This is a genomic window from Mucilaginibacter sp. P1_D10 (assembly GCF_056406215.1).
This window is the reverse complement of record NZ_JBFUAP010000001.1, coordinates 389,494-408,960: the sequence shown is the minus strand read 5'-3', so window position 1 is coordinate 408,960 and position 19,467 is coordinate 389,494. Positions and strand designations below refer to the sequence as shown.

Genomic DNA, 19,467 nt, shown 5'->3' with positions numbered 1-19,467 from the left:
ATAGCGAGACCGACCGAACAATGGGCAATTATTAAATAGACTTTATGTAATAAGCAAAATATCATTGTTTAACCTTTAATTTATGACATGAGTTTTATAGTATCCTCCCAATGTTGGAATGAAATTTATAAATCCAAATCGGCAATTAAACGCAAATCAGACCGAAAATAGTTCGAGACTTGCACAGTCGCCACCACAAAAAGAAGCCTCTTAGAGAAATCTGAGAGGTTTTTTGTTTTGGCCTCTATTCAACCGGCATCGTCCTGTAAAACCAAACTGTACAAGGGTGGCTTGGTTTTGCTTCGCTGTATAAGGTGCCGGGCTTCCAGATCGAGTTTAACGGTTTCGCCGTACCAATGCGCGTTCCCTAAAAAATGCCCCTTTACACGCTGGTAGATTGCTTGCATAAGCTCCGTATGATTTACCGGGCCTTGTTGCAGGATACCCAAAATAGCAGACCTGATTACCTCATATTTCTCCAGCGAAATAAGCTTGTTGGTTTTATCGGCATCGGGATGTAGAGTTTGGATTTTAGTGTCTTTCATGCTTTTGAAAACGGTTGTAAAACAAACAGGAAGTTCGGCAAATAAGCGAATACTTGCAAATGAATGGATAAACGGTTATTTACCCCCCGTCCGGATTGCGAGAGGTTCTCTGCGACACATTGGCTACATAATTCCTGACGACCATATTCCTACCCGCACTAACTAGCTCATGCGCAATCGCGTGCGCAACGCTTCGCGGTAACTGCTACCAATTGGGATCTTTTCGCCGCCCGCAATCAATTGGTGTACCTCTATCATGGTGATGTGACTGATGGCTACCACATATGATTTATGCACCCTCAAAAAGTCCGCGACAGGCACCATGTCAAAAATATTGTTCATGTTTTCGCGGATGAGGATCTGCTTATCCTTGAGATGGACGGTAAGGTAATTACCATCTTTTTCAAAATAAAGGATATCCGCCACTTTCACCTGGTGGGTTTGCGGCCCACTTTTAAAAAAGATGGTACTTCCCTCGGAAGAAAGGACCGCCGCAGCTTTATTTATGGCGATGAGGAAACGTTCGAAAGTGATGGGCTTGAGCAGATAGTCAAGCGCGTTCAACTCATAGCTTTCCACCGCATAATGGCTATAGGCAGTGGTAAAAATCACCATCGGCTTTGATGATAAGGTTTGGAGCAAAGCCATGCCGCTGATGTCGGGCATGTTGATATCCAGGAAAATCAAATCCACCTTTTCTCGCTGCAGGAACTCGATTGCCTTTACCGGTTCGCGGAACGAGGCCTTCAGGCTAACCTGGCTGGTTTTACCGCAATACCGCTCAATCACTTCCAGCGCCTTTGGCTCATCGTCAATAGCAATACAGCTGATCATCCAAGGGTAATTTCAAGGTTCACACCAAATTTTTCCTCCGTTTCCGAAAGGTGCAGCCGATGCTTGCCGGGGTACAACAATTCGAGCCGCCGTTTTACATTTCCCAACCCGATACCACTTTTTTCTCCATCCATTTTCCTGATTGCGTTATGGTTTGTGTTCTCGCAGGTAAATATCAGCGTTTTTCCGGATAACTGTATAGAGATGATTATGGCCGTGGTTTGCCCAATAGCTACCCCATGTTTGAAAGCATTTTCCACGAACGGGACGAACAGCATCGGCGCGATTCTGATGCCAACGACCTGCACAGGATAATCGAACCTTACGGTAGCCTCTTCATCGGCATAACGCAGTTTGTTCAGCGTAATACATTCCTCCAGGTACGTAATCTCTGTACCGAGTAAAACGCTTTCTGCATTACTGTCATAAAGCATATAGCGCATCATGCCCGAAAGCTTGGAAATGCCATCGGCCAGTTCATCGTTCCCTTTGGCCTGTGCCATCGAGAACAGGTTATTGAGCGTATTGAACAGGAAGTGCGGATTCACCTGCGAGCGGAGGAACTTGTTTTCGGTGCTCAACTGGATAATCTCGCTTTTGGCCCATTGCTTCAGGAAGAAGTAGGCGAATGATATCCCCAATATCACCAGGAAAGCAATAAGGATAACCGATTGCAGGTGCTGCCAGTCGCGGATCATGAAGTTGATTGTGCCGACACTATTCGGATCGGGCCCACGGGGAATATCTCGTCTTATCTGAGGGTCGAGCTTAGGGTGGTATTGTTTTTCAAGGATCTCGCGGATGGCTCGGGGTGGAGGTTCGACAGTCGGGTTAGCCTGATCGAACAAGGGGCCAACCGCAAGGTAATTGGCACCAAAAACCAGGATGAACCATGCGGCGCAAATAGCCACGCGAACAACGGCGCGTTTATATTTAATCGCTTTGGGGAATACCCAAAAGATATTGCCATAAAAAAGCACGGCAAGGAACACCCATATCATATACACGTAGGAAGAGATGTCGGTTGCATCAAACTGATCGCTGACCATACGCGCCGTTTTAGCCCATATATGTATGTGCGAACTATTCAATGAGGTAAGCACATAAAAAACACCCACCCAAAACAACAGGTGCAGCGGTATTTCTATCCAAAGTCTCTTTTTAAGCATAGAACAAATATAGCGGGCTGTCGCTCCCGTGGAAATATTTGGTATGAACGCGGGATTTTTGAAATCCCGGGATAACAAATAACCCCGCTTTGGCCACACTTAACCCTTGTTGGCACCAAAGTTTTCAGGAAGTGCTGTACCGAAAATAGTATTGCATAAAAATCAAGAATGATGAAGAAGCAATTACTACTGGCCACCACCTTGTTATTGGTATTTATGGCCGCCAAAGCCCAAAAATCCGATACGGCGCGGGTGCTGGTCCATTACAAGTTTACGCATATCGGTGACACTACCGACCGGGCGCATCCCTACACCGAAAACATGGCCTTGTTCGTTGGTAAAACGGCCAGTGCCTACAAAAGCTATGACGGGATGCTTGCAGATCAGCAGTTCAGGAATGCCTGGGCCGCCGCTGTAGCCAGCAGTCCGGACGGGCAACCGCGTATAAACCGACGCGGCGTAGGCTCGCGCACGCAATATTACCAATACCCCAATGCCAAAAAAATGTTAACCAAGGATAACCTGGCTATTAATGAGTACCTGGTTGACGGCCCTATGCCAGCGATTAGCTGGCAGATAAGCAGCGACACGGCATCATTCGGCGGTTTGCATTGCCAGAAAGCTACCGGCCATTTTAAGGGCCGTGATTACATCGTATGGTTTTGCCCTGATTTGCCGCTACCCGCCGGCCCCTGGAAACTGAACGGCCTGCCGGGCGTAATAGTAGATGCCCACGACACCAAAAACGAAGTGATATTTCAGTTTGATGGTTTAGAGAAAGTGGTTTTTGCAGAGGTAAAACCCATAGGCGGCGCGGGTGTCCCCGATAAAGATCTGCCGCCGATATTGCGGGGTTTGGATGATAACCCCAGCCTGATAGCGCCGCCGGCCAGAGCTATCAAAGCCACACAAAAAGAATTCGACGAACTACAGGCAGCCATTAAGAAGAACCCGAATGCCGTAGGGCAAGCGATGGTGGCGGGCAATCGCGCGGCCGGCGTTAAGACTGACAACATCAGGATTGCGCCAGGCCCTGGCCGTCGCGGACCGGTAACTAATAACCCGATAGAACTACCGGAAAAGAAATGAGGAAGCTGTTGCTCATGCTGACAGTGCTCCTATTTAGCGTCGGCATTTACGGCCAAACAATTAGGGGTACAGTGAAGGATACCGCTGGTAAGGTGGTTCCTTTCGCCACTGTAAACCTAAAGCGCAGCACCGCTATAGTGGCCTATACGCAAACCGACAGCAAAGGCGGCTTTATGTTGCAAGTACCTGCAGGCGTTAAGGACAGCTTAACCATCGAGGTGCGCAGCTTCGGATATCAGGCAGCAATCAAAAATATTGTTGGGTTAAATTCGGCTGTGGATTTCACGTTGTCGGCTGCAATGAACGAACTGAAGGAAGTGGTAATCAAAAGCAACCGCCCGTTTTTAAAGACCAATGGCGATACGCTCAGCTACAAAGTATCTGAGTTCGCCAACCCGCAGGATCGTACGATAGGCGAGGTTATCAGGAGGCTACCGGGCGTATCTGTTGCCGCCAACGGCACCATCAGTTATAATAATAAGCCCATCTCGGCTTTGTATATCGACGGCGATAACCTGCTCGATGATAAATACAGCATTGCCACCAACAGCGTTCCGCAAGGCGCAGTAAACCAGGTGCAGGTGCTCCAAAATAACCAGCCGATCAGGGTATTGCAAAACAAGGTGCCCAGCGAAGATGTAGCGCTGAACCTTACTTTTAAAAAGGGCGCAAAGCTGCATGTGATGGGCCAGGAAAGCATCGGCGCCGGGCTGCCGGGCAATTACGACGTGAATTTGAACGCCATGATGTTTAAGCATAATTATAAAGCGATCAATTACCTGGCGGGCAATAATACCGGTTATGATGTGCAGCAGGACCTGGCATCGCATAACCTGAGCGAATACAACCGACAGATAGATAATGCATTGCCTGCAACGTTGCTTTCGCTGGGTGCCGTAAACACGCCGCAACTTGCTCAAAACCGGTATTTTTTCGACCGCTCGGGCATCCTCAATATCAACAACCTCGTCAACCTCAAAAACGATGTGCAGTTAAGGGTTAATGCCTATTACATGCACGACACGCAAAAGCAGGAGTATAGCCAGCAAAGCACCATATACGTGCCCGGCGATACCATCAGGTACAACGAGGTACAGCACAACCGCAACGTGCCCGATATCTTTCATACCCAGCTTACGCTGAATATGAACCGCCCTAAATATTACCTGAACGATGCCTTGCTGCTGGATCATCAGAATACCACCGGTTACTCGGCACTAAATACAAACAACACCGCCGTTAACCAGCTATTTCAGGATCATTTATTAAACTTTTCAAATGAGCTCAATTTGATTAAAGCCTTAAAGTCGGGCCATATGATCCAGGCATATTCATATATCAGCCATTCTGCTGAGCCGGAAAAGCTGTCGATCGATCCGGGGTATAATGCGGCTATATTCAATAACAATGTGCCGTATGCCCAACTGGTTCAAAAGGTTAATATACCCAGTTGGTACACCAACAATTATATGGCGTTCCGGCTCCCGTCGCGCCTGTTCACCCAAAGCTACCGCACAGGCTTTAGCATGCAATCGCAAAAACTGACGTCTGAACTGAACGTGGTACAAAACAATAACAGCGTCAACTTACTTTCGGATAGCGCGCGGAACCGATTCGACTGGGTCCGGAAAAAAGTCTATGCCGAAGCATCGTACGATTTCCCCGGAGAGTTTTTAAAAGCGCACCTGGCTATACCGTTTACGTACCAGCAGATCGATTATTCAGGCAAGAACCTAAAACGCTATTACATAGACCCACAGCTTAGCGTGAAATACCAGGTAAGCGCAGAAAACTACCTCAACTTTAATTACAGTTATCGCAATATCATCGGTACTATCGCAGATGTTTACCCGGGCTATATCCTTACCGATTACCGCACGCTGCAAGCCAACAATGCCCCCTTAAACGAAAAGCAGATGCAGCAGATTGGCGGTAGCTTTAGCTACCGCAAAGCCATAACCCTGTTATTTTGGAGCGTGGGCGCGCTCTACAGCCATACGGCGTCTAACAACATCGCATCGAGCATAATCACCAATAACCTGCAGCAAGGGGTTATGCTCCCTTACCCTAACAGTACCGATTCCTGGATACTGAGCGGCTCCATCAGCAAATATTCATTTGCGCTGAGTACTACCTTCAGCAGCGCCATAACCTGGCAAAGCAGCCGCTCCGTACTCTTGCAGAATAATGTGTTGCTACCCTTCAACAGCACAACCGAAACATTTAATGCGAGTGCCGACACCAAGCTAAGCGGCACAGTAAATTTTAGCTACAAAGCCACCCTAACCCAAATGGCCAGTCATTCTTCAGTGGCGGCATCGGCTCATCGCATACAGCAGCTATTACAGCAAGCATCTATTAACTACGACCCTTCAGATGCCCTGCAATTCAGGTTATCCGGAGAACATTATTTTACCCGCCAGCAGGGCAACCCCAATCTGAAATATTTTTTTGCAGATGCATACGTAAAATTCAGGTCGATGAAATGGAAAACTGATTTCGAACTCAGCGCTGTAAATTTCGGGAACGTAAAAACTTACAACGCGCTTTACCTTTCTGCCAATGCCCTAATAGCCAGCTCATATACGCTGCCGGGGCGAATTATTATGATCAAAGCACTGTTCAACATCTGATCGGTTAACAAATTGTGCATGTGTTGCGTAAATTAAATCGGATTTTCACGATACATATTCGAAGCTTTTTGCACTTTTAGCTACACACAATATTTGTTGGGTATGGCTAAAGGTTTCATTACGTTAGAAAATGGCAAAGACTTCTCGGTCAGGTGGACCGGCTACGACGAAGTCATCAGAATTGCCATAATGGAATTGGATAAACTGGATGGCGGCATGGCTTTGCAGGCATGGCTAAAAACGCGCGTACCTAACGAAAGCGACCACGAGGGAGGTGCCTTATTCTACAACAAAAGCGGAGAAATGATTTTAAGGAGTATCGACTTGCGCGGCCTGACTCAACTTAACCGTCAACTTTTTTGGGCAGCGTTAGAAATGGGAGCCATCGCACTTCTAAAATTGGGGCGCGAATACAATGTATTAAACCCCATTGTATTAACCGATTTGCTGGAGATGCACCGCAATATTGCCGATACCATCCAAATTGTCGAACAAGACGAGCATTACATCGTTACCAACGATGATGTGATAGAAAAAACAGGCCCGGGCTGGGCAACCTGAACATCGCCGCTCCTAGTACCGCCAGCTCTTTAAATCTGCGCCCTTGGGTGCCCGCGATGCAATTTCGCTTACCCATTTCTTAATAAACATTTGATGATAACGCAGGCGGCTGATATAATTGGGCTGGGTATGGTCGCCGTTCCAGCAGTGCTCGGCGCGGTCGCCGTAATCTACCTGGCAGCCGCAATCGGGGTTGCTTAGCTTCTTCAGCATATCTTCGGCTGTATAAACTGCGTTGTTGAGGTAATAGCTGTCCATGTCGCCTACGTAGATGTGTATTTTCCCTTTAAGTTTATTGCCTATTTTGGGCCAATCGCGCTTAATGATGTGGGTAAGGTCGAAGTTATCCCTCCAATAAGCAGCTACAGCGGTATCTATAGCCCCGGTGTACTTATCGTAGATACGTTTGGGGTAGCCATCCTTATCCATGGGCGAAAACACGGCCTCCCAAATATCGAACTGGTCGCCGCTACGGCTGCGGGTGCCGAGGGCCAGTTCGCGCTGGTTTATCTCCTGCAGCGTGGCCGATACATGCCCAAGGTAATCGCGCATGCCGGGGCGCGGCGTTTTCTTAAAGACGCTGGTGGGGAAATAAGCATTCTTATCCTCGTAGATGTTCATGGTGGTGTAATGGTGAAAATCTACCGGGTCGGGGCAGGCGGCGTAGCTGCCGTTATACTCATCGGGGTAAAGCACTTGCACGGCCAGGGCTTCCCAGCCGCCGGTAGAGCCGCCGTAAACAAATCTTGCCCAACCCTTGCCTATGCCTCTGAAACGTTTTTCTATCTCGGGTATCAATTCATACGTAATAGCATCTCCGTATGGACCGAGATTCGCTGAGTTTACGGCGTACGAATCATCGTAGTACGGATTGGCGTGCTGTATCTCCACTGCAAGCACCCGCGGAAATTTCGGGCCGGTCCACTGCCTGTAAAAATCGTAGGCTTCTTGTTGTTCTATACGGTTGTAACCCGTGATATGGAACCGGGCCGAGGTATCGGGCTTTAAATTAGCATCCGGCACTTCGGTACGGAAGCCCTCGAAATCAGCCGGGAAATGCCCGTGGAAAATAGCCAGCGGGTATTTCACTTTAGGGTGCTCGTCGAAACCGCCGGGCAGCAAAATATTAGCGCCGATATACATCGGCCTGCCCCAAAATTCGGTAAGCAGCTTGCTTTGTATGCGGATGTGTTTGATGTATTTGGTATCGGCAGGTTGGGTAATCGGCGGGATGATCTTATCGATGGTGAGGGCAATTTCATTATTGTCCATCGGGTCGATATGGATTTTTACGGGCAGCGAATAAATGTTGCCCGGGGCAATATTCCAGTGCTGGCCCTCGCCCCTATCCATGGGCAGCTTTACGATTTGGCCGGTTTTAAGGTGGAAGGTTTCGTATTTGTGCAGCAATACCTGTACGTAATAATCGCCGGCGGGCATATCTTTCAACCGCTCTACGGGGTAACCAAAGGCCTGCACATCTACCAATTGGCTGGTACCGGGCTGCCAATTCTCTACATCCACGCCAAAAACCTGCTGGGTTTGCGCGTTATCGCCAATCTGGAAACGGGGTTCGGCTTTGTTATTATTCGAGAGCAGCAGCAATAGGCGGCCATCGAGCACGGCCTCTTTCAAAGACGGGTTTATGGTAACCCTGAATGTTTGGGCATGGGCGGAAACGGTGAAGAGCAACAGCAGGTAAAGCAGCTTTTTCATGATGGGCGGTTTTACCAAATATAATAATTGCGGGCTTGTTAAACCTTCGGCCCTAAAAATATTCCTACTGATATAAACACCACAATAATATATGAAACGAATTCTATCTATCGTGTGCCTGGCAATCGTTGTATTGACGGCATCATCCTGCGTTAAGGAAAACACAGTTGCACCCAACAATAACCTTACCATCCAAACAAGCGTAACCACCAGCGGCTGGATAACCCTTGATAACGGCAAAACCTGGAAACAATCTATCAGCGTACCAGAACTGGACAGCTACGCCAACGATAATGCCGGCGTGCTGGTTTACCTATCCTTCACCAATGGTGTTTACGAACAGATACCCGAGGTATTCAACGGCGTAAGCTACAGCTACATACATGAGCGCGGCTTGCTTACCATTTACGCCCAGGCCTACAGCGGCAATTTAACCACCCCTAACCCCGGCAGCGGCAACGTAAAAATCGTATTGGTTGATTCTAATCCCTGAGGCTCCACCAGTCTCCTATCGACGGAGGCTTCTATATATATGTTCAATAATTTTCAAAAAGGAAAAGGCGCCGGTTGGGCGCCTTTTCTGTGAGCCAGCCCCCTCTAAATCACCCCCGGTAGGGGAGACTTTTAAGAGCCGCTTATTCTTAAAGCCCTCCCTTCCGGGGAGGGTTGGGTGGGGCTTATTTTTCCATCTGCTCTATCACCGCCTGGGTAACACCGGTGTAAGAGAAACCACCATCGTGGAACAGGTTCTGCATGGTAACCATACGGGTAAGGTCGCTAAACAGCGTTACCACGTAATCTGCGCATTGGTCGGCATCAGCGTTACCAAGCGGGCTCATTTTTTCGGCGTAGTTTACAAAACCATCAAAGCCTTTAACACCGTTACCAGCAGTAGTACGGGTTGGCGATTGCGAAATGGTGTTTACACGCACGTGTTTTTTAACGCCGTACTGGTAGCCAAAGTTGCGGGCAATACTCTCCAGGTAAGCCTTGTTATCGGCCATATCGTTATAATCAGGGAATACGCGTTGGGCAGCAATGTAAGTCAGGGCTATTATAGATCCCCACTCGTTTACGGCATCATGTTTCATAGCTATCTGCATTACACGGTGAAAGCTCAGTGCAGATATATCAAGCCCTTTGTGGGTAAATTCGTAGTTATTGTCGGTATAAGGGATGTTCTTGCGCACATTTACACTCATGCCTATCGAGTGTAGGATAAAATCCACACCGCCGCCAAAATGCTCCATGCTTTTAACGATAAGGTTGGTAACATCCTCGTTGCTGGTAACGTCAGCCGGTATAACAGGGGCATTACATTCCTCTGCAAGTTTATTCAGTTCGCCCATGCGCAGTGCCAGCGGCGAATTAGTCAGAACTATTTCGGCACCTTCGGCCACGCAGCGCTGAGCCACCTTCCAGGCTATCGACTGCTCATTAAGCGCACCGAAAATAATCCCTTTTTTACCTTTTAATAAATTGTAAGCCATTGTTTTTGGATTTTTTAATGGGGCAAAGTTATAGTTTTTTGTTGGAAGTTTACATTATCTCCACATCGTCATTGCGAGCCGAAGCGGGGGGCGGTGTAAGGAGCGGCGTAGCAATCCCCGGCATGCAGGGCGGACTGGCAAGGCTTCTCTGCTTAGATATTGTTTCAGGGCTTGGACCAATTAATTTTTTATTCAGACAAAAAATTTGGGCGTTGCCTTCGGCCCGGGCTATGCGCTGCAACTCCTCATTCCGTGCTGCTGATAGAAGCAGCACTCCATTCCGGGGTTTCCGCTCCTATCCCTAACGCGGGCATCCGTACCTCGAAGGCATCCGTTCACGCGTATTCTCCGACGCTTGATGAGCTTGATTAACAAAGGCTGCCGCGAGATTAGCGAAAGCGTATCTCCTGGTACCGCATGCCGAAAGCATCCTGCTTTCGACAAATAGCAGCTAAAAGCTACGGTTTAGTTGAGTTTTATCTCAATTTTATTGTACCCCAAATATTGCGCGGGTACGTTAAAAGATACGTCATTGCCGACAACTGCCAAATGTGGGTCCATCCCAAAGCCTTTCATATCATCTTTAAAACTACTTGTCTTTTGCCCTACTTCGCTTTGGAACAACCGGCCTGCTATTACATCATAATCATAAATGCTGCTCCCGGCCGGGCGGCCCACCCTATTTTCCTTTGGGTAAATTTGTATATAATGCATCATACCATATTTGTCGAACTTTTTTAGGCTTAACACATAGCCATCATTGCCGTTTTTATAAACCAATATGCTATTGTCGGTACGGCCGTCGGTATAAACACTGGCGGGAATCGGCTTACCCAAACTCCTTGCAGTGCCGGTTGCCCATTTTAATGCTATTGGGTGGGTATTGTAAATCAATATCAACCCTCCCGTAATTATAGCGGCAATAACCGTGGATATGATAAGTAACTTGCGCATAACTGCTTATAAATGTAACAATTAATTTCCCAGGGCTTTTCCGTCGGACTAAATATATAGAAAACATCCCAGATAGAATAGCAACTGAAAGCTGCCACCATGCTATACCACGAGTTGAAAACTCGCGGCAGCGGAACTAAAAAATCATCTCTGCCGCGAGATTAGCGCAGCGTATCTCGTGGCGCGCATGGCGAAAGCATCCTGCTTTCGGCGTAATAACAACTGTAAACCTACTGCCCGAATAGACCAATTTTTACGCCCAACAGCTCCCTTGCATTTTGCAGTGCGCTTTCGCCCGGTTTATCGCCGCTGAGCATTTTGGCAATCTCCAGCACGCGTTCGTCATCGTTTAGTTTTTTGATGCGGGTTTTGGTAGCTACATCTGTATCGTCTTTATAAACAAAGTAATGGCTTTTGCCTTTGCCGGCAATTTGCGGCAGGTGGGTTATGGTAATTACCTGCAGGTTTTGCGCAAGGCGCTCCATCACCTGCCCTACTTTGTTGGCCACCTCGCCGCTCACACCGGTATCTATCTCATCGAATATGATAGTAGGTAAGGCGGTATATTCTGCAATAATCGATTTGATGCTGAGCATCAACCGGCTCAACTCGCCGCCCGAAGCCACCTTGCTCATATCCGCAAGGGCATGGCCTTTATTGGCGGAGAAAAGGAAGCGGATGCTATCGATACCATTAGGCCCAAGTGCCGTTCCAACCCCTGCTCCTACTTTAGGGGGCTGGGGGGCCAGGCTTTGCTGCTCAATCTCCAATACAGAGTTCCCCATACCCATTTCGGTAAGGTTGGCCAGCACTTTTTGGATAATAACCGGGATGGCCTTTTTGCGATTGGCGGATAGTTCGGCTGCTAGTTTTTCTAACTCCTGTTGTGCAGCGGCTATTTGTTTTTGCAGTTTCTCTACCGCCTCGTCGCCAAAAACCGCCTGGGCTATTTTCTCTGACAGGTCGGCTTGTATGGCGAGTAACTCCTCATTGCTGTTTACACGGTGTTTTTTCTGCAGGTTATACAGCAGGCTGAGGCGGGTGTTCACTTCTTCGGCGCGGGCATCGTTGGTAACGGTTCGCTGCTCGATGATTTCTATCTCGGCGGCAATATCCTTAAGTTCTATCAGCGTGCTTTTGAGTCGCTGGTGCAGCTCTTCCACCTCACTATCGTATTTTTCTACAATGGATAATTGCTGCCCGGCTTCGCGCAGTTGGATAATGGCTGATGCCTCGCCCTCGTGCATGAGGTAGTGCGCCCCAAGCAGGTTACGTTTTATTTCTTCGGCGTTATTAAGCGCGTAAAGCTCTTTCTCCAGGCCCTCCTGCTCGTCGCCAGCCAGGCCGGCTTTCTCCAGTTCATCAAATTGGAACTGGTAGTAATCCAGGTCGGCTTTGGCTTTATCGCTTTGCTCTATCAGTTGCTGTAATGCTGTGAGCGATTTACGGTAGGCTTTGTATTTGGTTTGATAACCGGCCAGCAACTCGTGGTGCCCGGCTACGCCGTCTACAACAAGCAATTGAAAGTCAGGGTCGTTTATTTCCTGTGTGGCATGCTGCGAGTGGATATCGATGAGCTTCTCACCGAACTGCTTCAGCAGGGTAAGGTTAACGGGGGTATCGTTGATAAACGCCCGCGATTTACCATCGCTCGAGATTTCGCGGCGCAAAACAGTATCGTCCTCATGGTCGAGGTCGTTATCTTCGAAAAAGGAGTTGAGGTGAAAACCCGTTATTTTGAACGAGCCTTCTATCACGCATTTTTTTTGCTGATTAAAAAAATAACGGCTCTCTGCCCGCTGCCCTAATATGAGCGATAACGCGCCCAGGATGATGGATTTACCCGCCCCGGTTTCGCCCGTAAGGATGTTGAGGCCCTTATCAAACCTGATTTCAAGGTTGTCTATCAGCGCGTAGTTTTGTATGGTGAGCTTTTGAAGCATAAAAAAGTACCCTTTTTTGGCAGCACTAAATTACGAAAAGATACTTAGCTACGCACTCATGCATTAAAATTACTAAAAATAATAGTAATAATATTCGAAAGAAGTTCTTACTTCCTGGCCAGGCGTTTCATGTATGCCCAGTTTACGGCTATCACCACAATCAAAATTACCAGGCCGAAGAATTCGCGGCTTTCTTCTATCCAGGGTTTTTCGGCTTTCATGGTTTGAACCATGCTTTCATGGTGATGTTCCTTAATCCAATCAATAACGCCGGTTTTATCAAAAAACAAGTAAGCCGCGTATGCGCCATAAACGATAACGCCGGCGAGGTACGCCTTAGGGTAGAATTTCTTTTGCGATGCGAAGTAGCAAAGCGCCGCGCTGTACAGGTAGATAGGCATCCAAATGTAAGGGTCCGGGTCGTTATATTGCAGGGCTGCAAAAACGATGAATATGAAAACGAATACGAGGTTAAAGATTTTCATTTTGATTTGGGGGCTTGTGGGTTTAATCTAGTTATCGGGAACGAATTTCGATAATTATGGCTGATTTATGCAAATAATAAAGCGGTGTTCACCGTGGTAATTTTCTTACAGTTTTTTGTAAATTCGGATATGGGGTACGGTAGACTATTCGGATTTGCAAAATCACGCTGAAGATGGTGATTGGGGCGGGCTTTCGGAACAAGAAATCGAAGGCATCAACGCAGGCCTAAAAGACGTAGCTGAAGGTCGGTTGCACACGCACGAAGACGCGATGCGCCGGATAACTGAGAAGCTAAAAATGTGCACTAAATAACCCCTACCCCTCCCTTAACTTCTTTTTCTCCCGCAACATCATCCCGTAATCCATCCTCCGCAGTGCAGCATTAACGGTGCTCGCTATCCTGTTAGTGCGGGTTTCTTCTGTTTTGGCATCGTTTATCCATTTTATAAAATACCCCTGGTGCGATTTGGTGAGGCTATTGAAATAATCTGCCGCCTCGGGTTCAAATTCGAAACATTCCTGCAGCTCTTCGGGCACCTCGAGCTTAAAATCGGGGTCGAATTCCAGGCGTACCCGCAGCATCGCCCCCCTGCTTTTACGGAAGCCCTTGCGCATTCCCTCGTTCAACGGCAATATAAAAGCACCATCGCCATGCGGCAGCAAGGATTTACCAACAATGGCAAATTCATCTAAAAACCCCCGCACCCTAAACGAGCGTTTATCGTTAGGTTTTAGCTGCATCGCAATATCGGGAGGGATGATAATGTAGGTCCACCCGGTTTTATCGCCGTAATCGCCAAACTGCAGGATGAGGGCACTAAAATCAACCATAGCCAAATATAGCGGATAGAAGGTGAAATTATCGGGGAATCGGGGTTTAAAAAAATGATGTGCGGCGGGAGCTTCGTTTGCTTAAGCTATTTAGTAGCCTCACCTAAATCCTCTCCAAAGGAGAGGACTTTTAGCCCCTCTCCTTTGGAGAGGGGTTGGGGTGAGGCTTCGACGGCAATTGTTAAATGTTTGTTAAATGGAATAATTTAACACTTGGAGGTGTAACACTTCGGTTGCTGGCAGCATCTTATGAGTATAAAATCAACCAAATAAATAGAAATCATGAAAAACCTAAAATCAATCGTACTCGGCTTAGCCCTTTTATTAATATGTGGTGCCGTTAACGCAAACCCAATCAACGAAAACGACAACCTTACTGCAACCCACGCCATAAATACCTATGTTGACGCCATCACCCGCGGCAAACTAAACGGACTTAACGACGTGCTTGACCAGTCGGTAAAGTTCAGTATGCTGCGCGGCACCAAAGTATTAAGCTTTGATAAGAAGCAGATGATGGAATTTTTTAAAGGCGATAAAAACGTAGAGCAGGCCTGCACCACCAGCACCGAAATTGTTACAAGCAATGCCGACGTGAAAGTGGTAAAGGTAGACATGAAATTCGACGGCTTTACCCGCAGCAATTACGTAACCGTTGCAAACACCGGCGATGGCTGGAAGATTACCAACGTGTACAGCGTTTTTAAATAATTTATTAGTTTAGTTTAGTGTTTAAGTGTGAGGCCCCGCAGTAATTGCGGGGCTTTATTATTTTACGTAGGGCTGCAATACGGCCTGCCATTTATCGTAACCGGTTTTGTTGAGATGCAGCAAATCGCTTTCAAACAGTGAGCTATCAGGCTGCATGGTTGTAGGCTTCAATATTGCCGATGCCACGTCGATATAATGGCCCTTCTTTTTGCCGGCCAAAAACGTCTTTATCTGTGCGTTGGCAATATTTACTTCGCTTAGGTATTTGGCCCGGCTTGGGCTGGGTTTAATAGCCATAAAATAAACCTCGGTATTGGGCAATTTACTGCTGATGATGGCCCAAAGTTTGGTAAACTCAGTGGCCACGAAGGCGCCCGATTTATCGGAGGCGATATCGTTCTCGCCCGCGTAAACGAATATCTTCTTTGGCTGATAAGGCAGCAATATATAAGGCGTGTAATAATCTACCAGCTGCTCCAGCGTGCAGCCGCCCACGCCACGGCGGATGATGGGCTTATCGCTAAAGCGTTGCTCCAGATCGGTCCATTTACGGATAGATGAGCTACCGATGAACAAGATTCCTCCTTTCGGCGGGAATTTGAGGCTGTCCTGATGTTTGAAATCGCGTATCTCGTTATCGAAGGGAAAACCGGTTTGCGCCCGGGCAATGCCTGTGGCCGCCAAAATAAAAAGTACTATGATCTTCATTTTCATACTGCCTGTGATAATCTATCCTCAAAAAACATGAAAGGCATCAGGCTGTGTACGCCATCTATGGCCCAAACCGGGCCGCCGATGCAATATAACAACATTTTAAAAGGGCTGTTTTGGCGTTTTTCGCATTCGGCCATTACCTGCAGGCATGCCCCGCACGAGGTTACGGGCTTAAGCAGTTCAAACTCGTCTGTCTTTGCGGTAACGGCCATAGCAACAATGGGGTCATCGGCATGTGCGGCACCCCAATGGAACAGGGCCACGCGCTCGGCGCACAGGCCGCTTGGATAGGCAACGTTCTCCTGGTTGCTGGCCTGGATAACTTTGCCGCTCTTAAGCAGCAAAGCGGCTCCCACCCTGAATTTTGAATACGGCGAATGCGACGAGGCCAGGGCTTTTACGGCTTCCAGGCAAAGGTTGTGGTCATCGGCGTTCAGCTCCTCAACCGTATCGTATTCTTTAAAGGCTATTTTTATTTCGTGTTCTGTCATCTTAGTAGCCCGTCTGAAAAAGAGGGGGATACAAGATAAGAAAAAAAACTAACGTTCAAAATATTGGGCTAATAGTAATATATTTAATTCCAATATGAAAAACCTCAAACCATTCGCAATCGCCGTTACAGTACTGTTGCTATTTTCCTGCCAGTTTAATAGCTCCTACGTTAATAGGGTAGAAGACAAAGACGCTGCGGAAAAAATAACGAACCAATATTTCGACCTGCTTAAAGCAAAAAAATACGACGAATCGTTCGCATTGTTTAGCGACAAGTTTTGGACAGTAACCTCGAAAGAAAAAACCAAAGAAATATTTACAGTAACGAACAAAAAACTTGGCGCATTGGTAGATATCAAACTAGACCATTGGGAAACAAGGCGAGTAGAAGGCACGAATCCGTCGGCGGAATATATTTTGTATTACGTAAATAAATATGAAAAATACGATGCAAAGGAAACGCTAAGCCTAACCAGAGAAAGCGATGGAAAAATAAAAATTATTGCTTTTAATATTAATTCTGAGGGCTTTTTCAAGTAGCTGATTAGTTTTTGAGATTGCAAAAACCAATCAGCTATATTCATTCTTAACTCGCTACCGGCAATTCACTGCTGTCCAAATGCCCGGCCACCAGCGGGTTTACGCTTTCGTCATCTTTCTCTACCCGCAGGTTGTTTACGATATGCATTTGGCGCGCCGGGGTATTCTTGCCCATAAAATATTCCAGCAGGGCCTTGATGTTGGCATCCTTTAGAAACACCGGATCCAGCCGGATATCCTTACCGATGAACAAGCCGAACTCATCGGGCGATATCTCGCCCAAGCCTTTAAAGCGGGTTATCTCTGGCTTATTACCAAGTTTGGCAATGGCGTTGCGGCGCTCTTCGTCGCTATAACAGTAAATGGTTTCTTTTTTATTGCGCACGCGGAACAGGGGCGTTTGTAGGATAGATACGTGGCCGGCCTTCACCAGATCCGGGAAGAACTGCAAAAAGAAGGTCATCAGCAGCAGGCGGATGTGCATCCCATCCACATCGGCATCGGTAGCAATTACGATGTTGTTGTAGCGCAGGTTATCTATGCCATCCTCTATATTCAGCGCATGCTGCAGCAGGTTGAATTCCTCGTTCTCGTAAACGACTTTTTTTGTCAAGCCGAAACAGTTAAGCGGCTTACCTTTCAAGCTGAACACCGCCTGAGTTTGCACATCGCGCGATTTGGTGATGCTCCCGCTGGCCGAATCGCCCTCGGTGATGAATAGCGTGGTATCTTGCTTACGCTCGTGGTTATCGTCGAAATGCAGTTTGCAATCGCGCAGCTTGCGGTTATGCAGCGATGCTTTCTTGGCGCGGTCGTTGGCCAGTTTCTTGATGCCGGCTATATCCTTGCGCTCGCGTTCAGATTGCAATATCCTTGCCTTTAATGCATCGGCCGTAGCCGGGTTTTTGTGCAGGTAGTTATCCAGTTCGCGTTTTACGAAATCGCCGATGAATGTACGTACCGATGGCCCATCCGGCCCAACATTTTGCGAGCCCAGCTTGGTTTTGGTCTGCGATTCAAAAACCGGCTCCTGTACCTTTATAGCAATAGCGGCAACAATGGATGCCCGGATATCCGAAGCCTCGAAATCCTTACCATAAAATTCTTTCACGGTTTTCACCACCGCTTCGCGGAAGGCAGCCTGGTGGGTACCGCCCTGCGTCGTGTTCTGGCCATTCACGAAAGAATAGTACTCCTCGCCGTACGATTGCCCGTGCGTCATGGCTATTTCGATATCGTGCCCCTTCAGGTGTATGATGGGGTAACGCAGGTTCTCGGCATCCGCGTTGCGTACCAGCAGATCGTAAAGCCCGCGTTCCGAAAGATACTTTTTGCCGTTGAAGTTTATGGTAAGCCCGGAGTTGAGGAACACGTAGTTCCATATCATATTCTCCACAAACTCCGGGATGAAGCGGTAATGGCGGAAGATGGTATCATCGGGCACGAAGTTGATGGCCGTGCCATTGCGTTGCGCAGTTTCTTTTTCAGGCTCGTCGCGTGTTAGCTCGCCTTTCTCAAATTCGGCAATCTTAGTGCGCCCGTCGCGATAGCTCTGTACGGTGAAGAAGTTAGATAGCGCATTCACCGCCTTGGTACCCACGCCGTTCAAACCTACCGATTTCTGGAAGGCCTTGCTATCGTACTTACCGCCGGTATTTATCTTAGATACGCAATCGATTACTTTGCCCAGGGGAATGCCGCGACCAAAATCGCGCACGGATACCTTATGCTCGCCCATGTTTATCTCGATGGTTTTGCCCGAGCCCATCACAAACTCGTCTATCGAGTTATCCACGATTTCTTTTAGCAATACGTACACGCCATCGTCATACGCCGAGCCGTCGCCCAGCTTACCGATGTACATGCCGGGGCGTAAGCGGATATGTTCTTTCCAGTCGAGCGACCGGATGCTGTCGTCATTATAATTACTCTCTGCCATAAATCTCTTTAAAAATCGGCGTGCGGACGCGCCTGTTGCAAAAATAAACGTCCCGCATTTAAATCCGTATCAAAATGCGCTAACTTATCAACATTCGTGTTACTTGAGGTTGAACTTGATGCAGTTACTGGCCCTATCAATGTTCTTGAAAAACTCCGGGCCTTTATCGTTGGTAAAGCACACGGCTATGATGGTGCCGGTATGGGCTTTTTGCAGGGTAATAAGCAAACCGTATTTGTAGTGTTTTGTGACGGCCATATCCTGCAGGTTGAGCAGGTACGATCGGCCTGCATCGGCACGATAGCGAGCCAAATACGACGCCGGGATGCTCTTCTGGAAGTAGCCGTTTTTATCGCCGGTGAAGCCCATGGCCTGCGCGGTGCCCATGCCCTGGTATAACGAATCGGGGTTATCCTGCCCGCTTTGCTTGCTGCCTATATTGCGCAGGTACGATGCATAGTTCTCTTTTTGCGATTTCACCTGGAACCATATCTCGAACTCCTTGCCCGGCAGTTCCATAGCGTAATCGAAAGAAAAATCTTCGTCATCGGGTGCGGGTATCTCCCTGAAGCCTTTCGGGAAAGTAAAAACCGCATTGGCGCGCCTGGCTATCTCCTTAAAATTCCTCAACTGGGGGCTCTCATATTGCCGTTTTGGGGCAACAGCAGTTTTTTGTTTGCCGATGGGATGCTTGTTGCCCTGTGCAATTGCGGGCGCAATGCAAAACAACAAGATGCCGATAAGCAATATTTGTTTAATTTGCCTCAAAATAGTTCAATCAAGCGGGTAACACAAAAAATCAACCAACGAATTTAATCGA

The 19,467-nt window shown here is 47.7% G+C and carries 19 protein-coding genes; 6 read left to right on the top strand and 13 right to left on the bottom strand.

Going from position 1 to position 19,467, the window contains the following annotated elements; genetic code table 11:
* Positions 1-248: 248 nt before the first annotated feature.
* From AC1DYT_RS01810 to AC1DYT_RS01800, 3 genes are all read right to left on the bottom strand, one after another.
* Entirely contained in the window at positions 249-545 is a 297-nt protein-coding gene (locus tag AC1DYT_RS01810) for a DUF6958 family protein (protein ID WP_477467943.1), read from the bottom strand.
* Positions 546-707: 162 nt separating this feature from the next.
* Complete coding sequence (locus AC1DYT_RS01805) at positions 708-1,379, bottom strand: LytR/AlgR family response regulator transcription factor (RefSeq protein ID WP_477467942.1); 672 nt, start codon at positions 1,377-1,379, stop codon at positions 708-710.
* Positions 1,376-2,548 (bottom strand): sensor histidine kinase, encoded by a 1,173-nt coding sequence (locus AC1DYT_RS01800; protein WP_477467941.1) that lies wholly within the window; start codon positions 2,546-2,548, stop codon positions 1,376-1,378. The genes AC1DYT_RS01805 and AC1DYT_RS01800 overlap by 4 nt, the downstream gene beginning before the upstream one ends.
* 171 nt (positions 2,549-2,719) lie before the next feature.
* Between AC1DYT_RS01800 and AC1DYT_RS01795 the strand changes: the two genes are divergently transcribed.
* The 3 genes from AC1DYT_RS01795 (at position 2,720) to AC1DYT_RS01785 (ending at position 6,831) form a co-directional block, all read left to right on the top strand.
* Complete coding sequence (locus tag AC1DYT_RS01795) at positions 2,720-3,637, top strand: GLPGLI family protein (protein WP_477467940.1); 918 nt, start codon at positions 2,720-2,722, stop codon at positions 3,635-3,637.
* Positions 3,634-6,270 (top strand): carboxypeptidase-like regulatory domain-containing protein, encoded by a 2,637-nt coding sequence (locus tag AC1DYT_RS01790; protein ID WP_477467939.1) that lies wholly within the window; start codon positions 3,634-3,636, stop codon positions 6,268-6,270. The genes AC1DYT_RS01795 and AC1DYT_RS01790 overlap by 4 nt, the downstream gene beginning before the upstream one ends.
* Positions 6,271-6,372: 102 nt before the next feature.
* Complete coding sequence (locus tag AC1DYT_RS01785) at positions 6,373-6,831, top strand: hypothetical protein (RefSeq protein ID WP_477467938.1); 459 nt, start codon at positions 6,373-6,375, stop codon at positions 6,829-6,831.
* Between the two features lie 12 nt (positions 6,832-6,843).
* Here AC1DYT_RS01785 and AC1DYT_RS01780 read toward each other — a convergent pair whose 3' ends face one another.
* Positions 6,844-8,547: an alpha/beta hydrolase gene (locus AC1DYT_RS01780; RefSeq protein WP_477467937.1), complete on the bottom strand. Its 1,704-nt coding sequence runs from the start codon at positions 8,545-8,547 to the stop codon at positions 6,844-6,846.
* Between the two features lie 91 nt (positions 8,548-8,638).
* On the opposite strand from AC1DYT_RS01780, the gene AC1DYT_RS01775 reads away from it, so the two are divergent.
* A complete protein-coding gene (locus AC1DYT_RS01775) occupies positions 8,639-9,040 on the top strand; it encodes a hypothetical protein (protein ID WP_477467936.1) in 402 nt (133 codons plus the stop codon).
* A 184-nt stretch (positions 9,041-9,224) separates the two neighbouring features.
* On the opposite strand, the gene AC1DYT_RS01770 is transcribed toward AC1DYT_RS01775, so the two are convergent.
* From AC1DYT_RS01770 to AC1DYT_RS01750, 5 genes are all read right to left on the bottom strand, one after another.
* Positions 9,225-10,037, bottom strand: a complete 813-nt coding sequence (locus AC1DYT_RS01770) for an enoyl-ACP reductase FabI (protein ID WP_477467935.1) — start codon at positions 10,035-10,037, stop codon at positions 9,225-9,227.
* Positions 10,038-10,502: 465 nt separating this feature from the next.
* Complete coding sequence (locus tag AC1DYT_RS01765; RefSeq protein WP_477467934.1) at positions 10,503-10,991, bottom strand: hypothetical protein; 489 nt, start codon at positions 10,989-10,991, stop codon at positions 10,503-10,505.
* A 230-nt stretch (positions 10,992-11,221) separates the two neighbouring features.
* On the bottom strand, positions 11,222-12,934 hold the full coding sequence (gene recN, locus AC1DYT_RS01760) for a DNA repair protein RecN (RefSeq protein ID WP_477467933.1): 1,713 nt from the start codon (positions 12,932-12,934) through the stop codon (positions 11,222-11,224).
* A 107-nt stretch (positions 12,935-13,041) separates the two neighbouring features.
* Positions 13,042-13,419: a transmembrane 220 family protein gene (locus AC1DYT_RS01755; protein ID WP_477459708.1), complete on the bottom strand. Its 378-nt coding sequence runs from the start codon at positions 13,417-13,419 to the stop codon at positions 13,042-13,044.
* A gap of 316 nt (positions 13,420-13,735) precedes the next feature.
* A complete protein-coding gene (locus tag AC1DYT_RS01750; RefSeq protein WP_477467932.1) occupies positions 13,736-14,251 on the bottom strand; it encodes a YdeI/OmpD-associated family protein in 516 nt (171 codons plus the stop codon).
* A 282-nt stretch (positions 14,252-14,533) separates the two neighbouring features.
* Between AC1DYT_RS01750 and AC1DYT_RS01745 the strand changes: the two genes are divergently transcribed.
* Positions 14,534-14,962, top strand: a complete 429-nt coding sequence (locus AC1DYT_RS01745; RefSeq protein ID WP_477459704.1) for a nuclear transport factor 2 family protein — start codon at positions 14,534-14,536, stop codon at positions 14,960-14,962.
* Positions 14,963-15,019: 57 nt separating this feature from the next.
* Here AC1DYT_RS01745 and AC1DYT_RS01740 read toward each other — a convergent pair whose 3' ends face one another.
* Both AC1DYT_RS01740 and AC1DYT_RS01735 read right to left on the bottom strand, forming a co-directional pair.
* The gene (locus AC1DYT_RS01740) at positions 15,020-15,670 is read right to left on the bottom strand and encodes a GDSL-type esterase/lipase family protein (protein WP_477467931.1); all 651 of its coding nucleotides are present in this window, start codon (positions 15,668-15,670) and stop codon (positions 15,020-15,022) included.
* A gap of 2 nt (positions 15,671-15,672) precedes the next feature.
* Complete coding sequence (locus AC1DYT_RS01735; RefSeq protein WP_477467930.1) at positions 15,673-16,167, bottom strand: cytidine deaminase; 495 nt, start codon at positions 16,165-16,167, stop codon at positions 15,673-15,675.
* A gap of 94 nt (positions 16,168-16,261) precedes the next feature.
* Between AC1DYT_RS01735 and AC1DYT_RS01730 the strand changes: the two genes are divergently transcribed.
* Positions 16,262-16,708 carry a DUF4019 domain-containing protein gene (locus tag AC1DYT_RS01730; RefSeq protein ID WP_477459701.1) on the top strand — a complete coding sequence of 149 codons (447 nt, stop codon included), beginning with the start codon at positions 16,262-16,264 and terminating at the stop codon, positions 16,706-16,708.
* Positions 16,709-16,754: 46 nt separating this feature from the next.
* Here AC1DYT_RS01730 and AC1DYT_RS01725 read toward each other — a convergent pair whose 3' ends face one another.
* Positions 16,755-18,647 carry a DNA topoisomerase IV subunit B gene (locus AC1DYT_RS01725; RefSeq protein WP_477459699.1) on the bottom strand — a complete coding sequence of 631 codons (1,893 nt, stop codon included), beginning with the start codon at positions 18,645-18,647 and terminating at the stop codon, positions 16,755-16,757.
* Positions 18,648-18,746: 99 nt separating this feature from the next.
* Complete coding sequence (locus AC1DYT_RS01720) at positions 18,747-19,415, bottom strand: hypothetical protein (RefSeq protein WP_477467929.1); 669 nt, start codon at positions 19,413-19,415, stop codon at positions 18,747-18,749.
* Between the last annotated feature and the right edge of the window lie 52 nt (positions 19,416-19,467).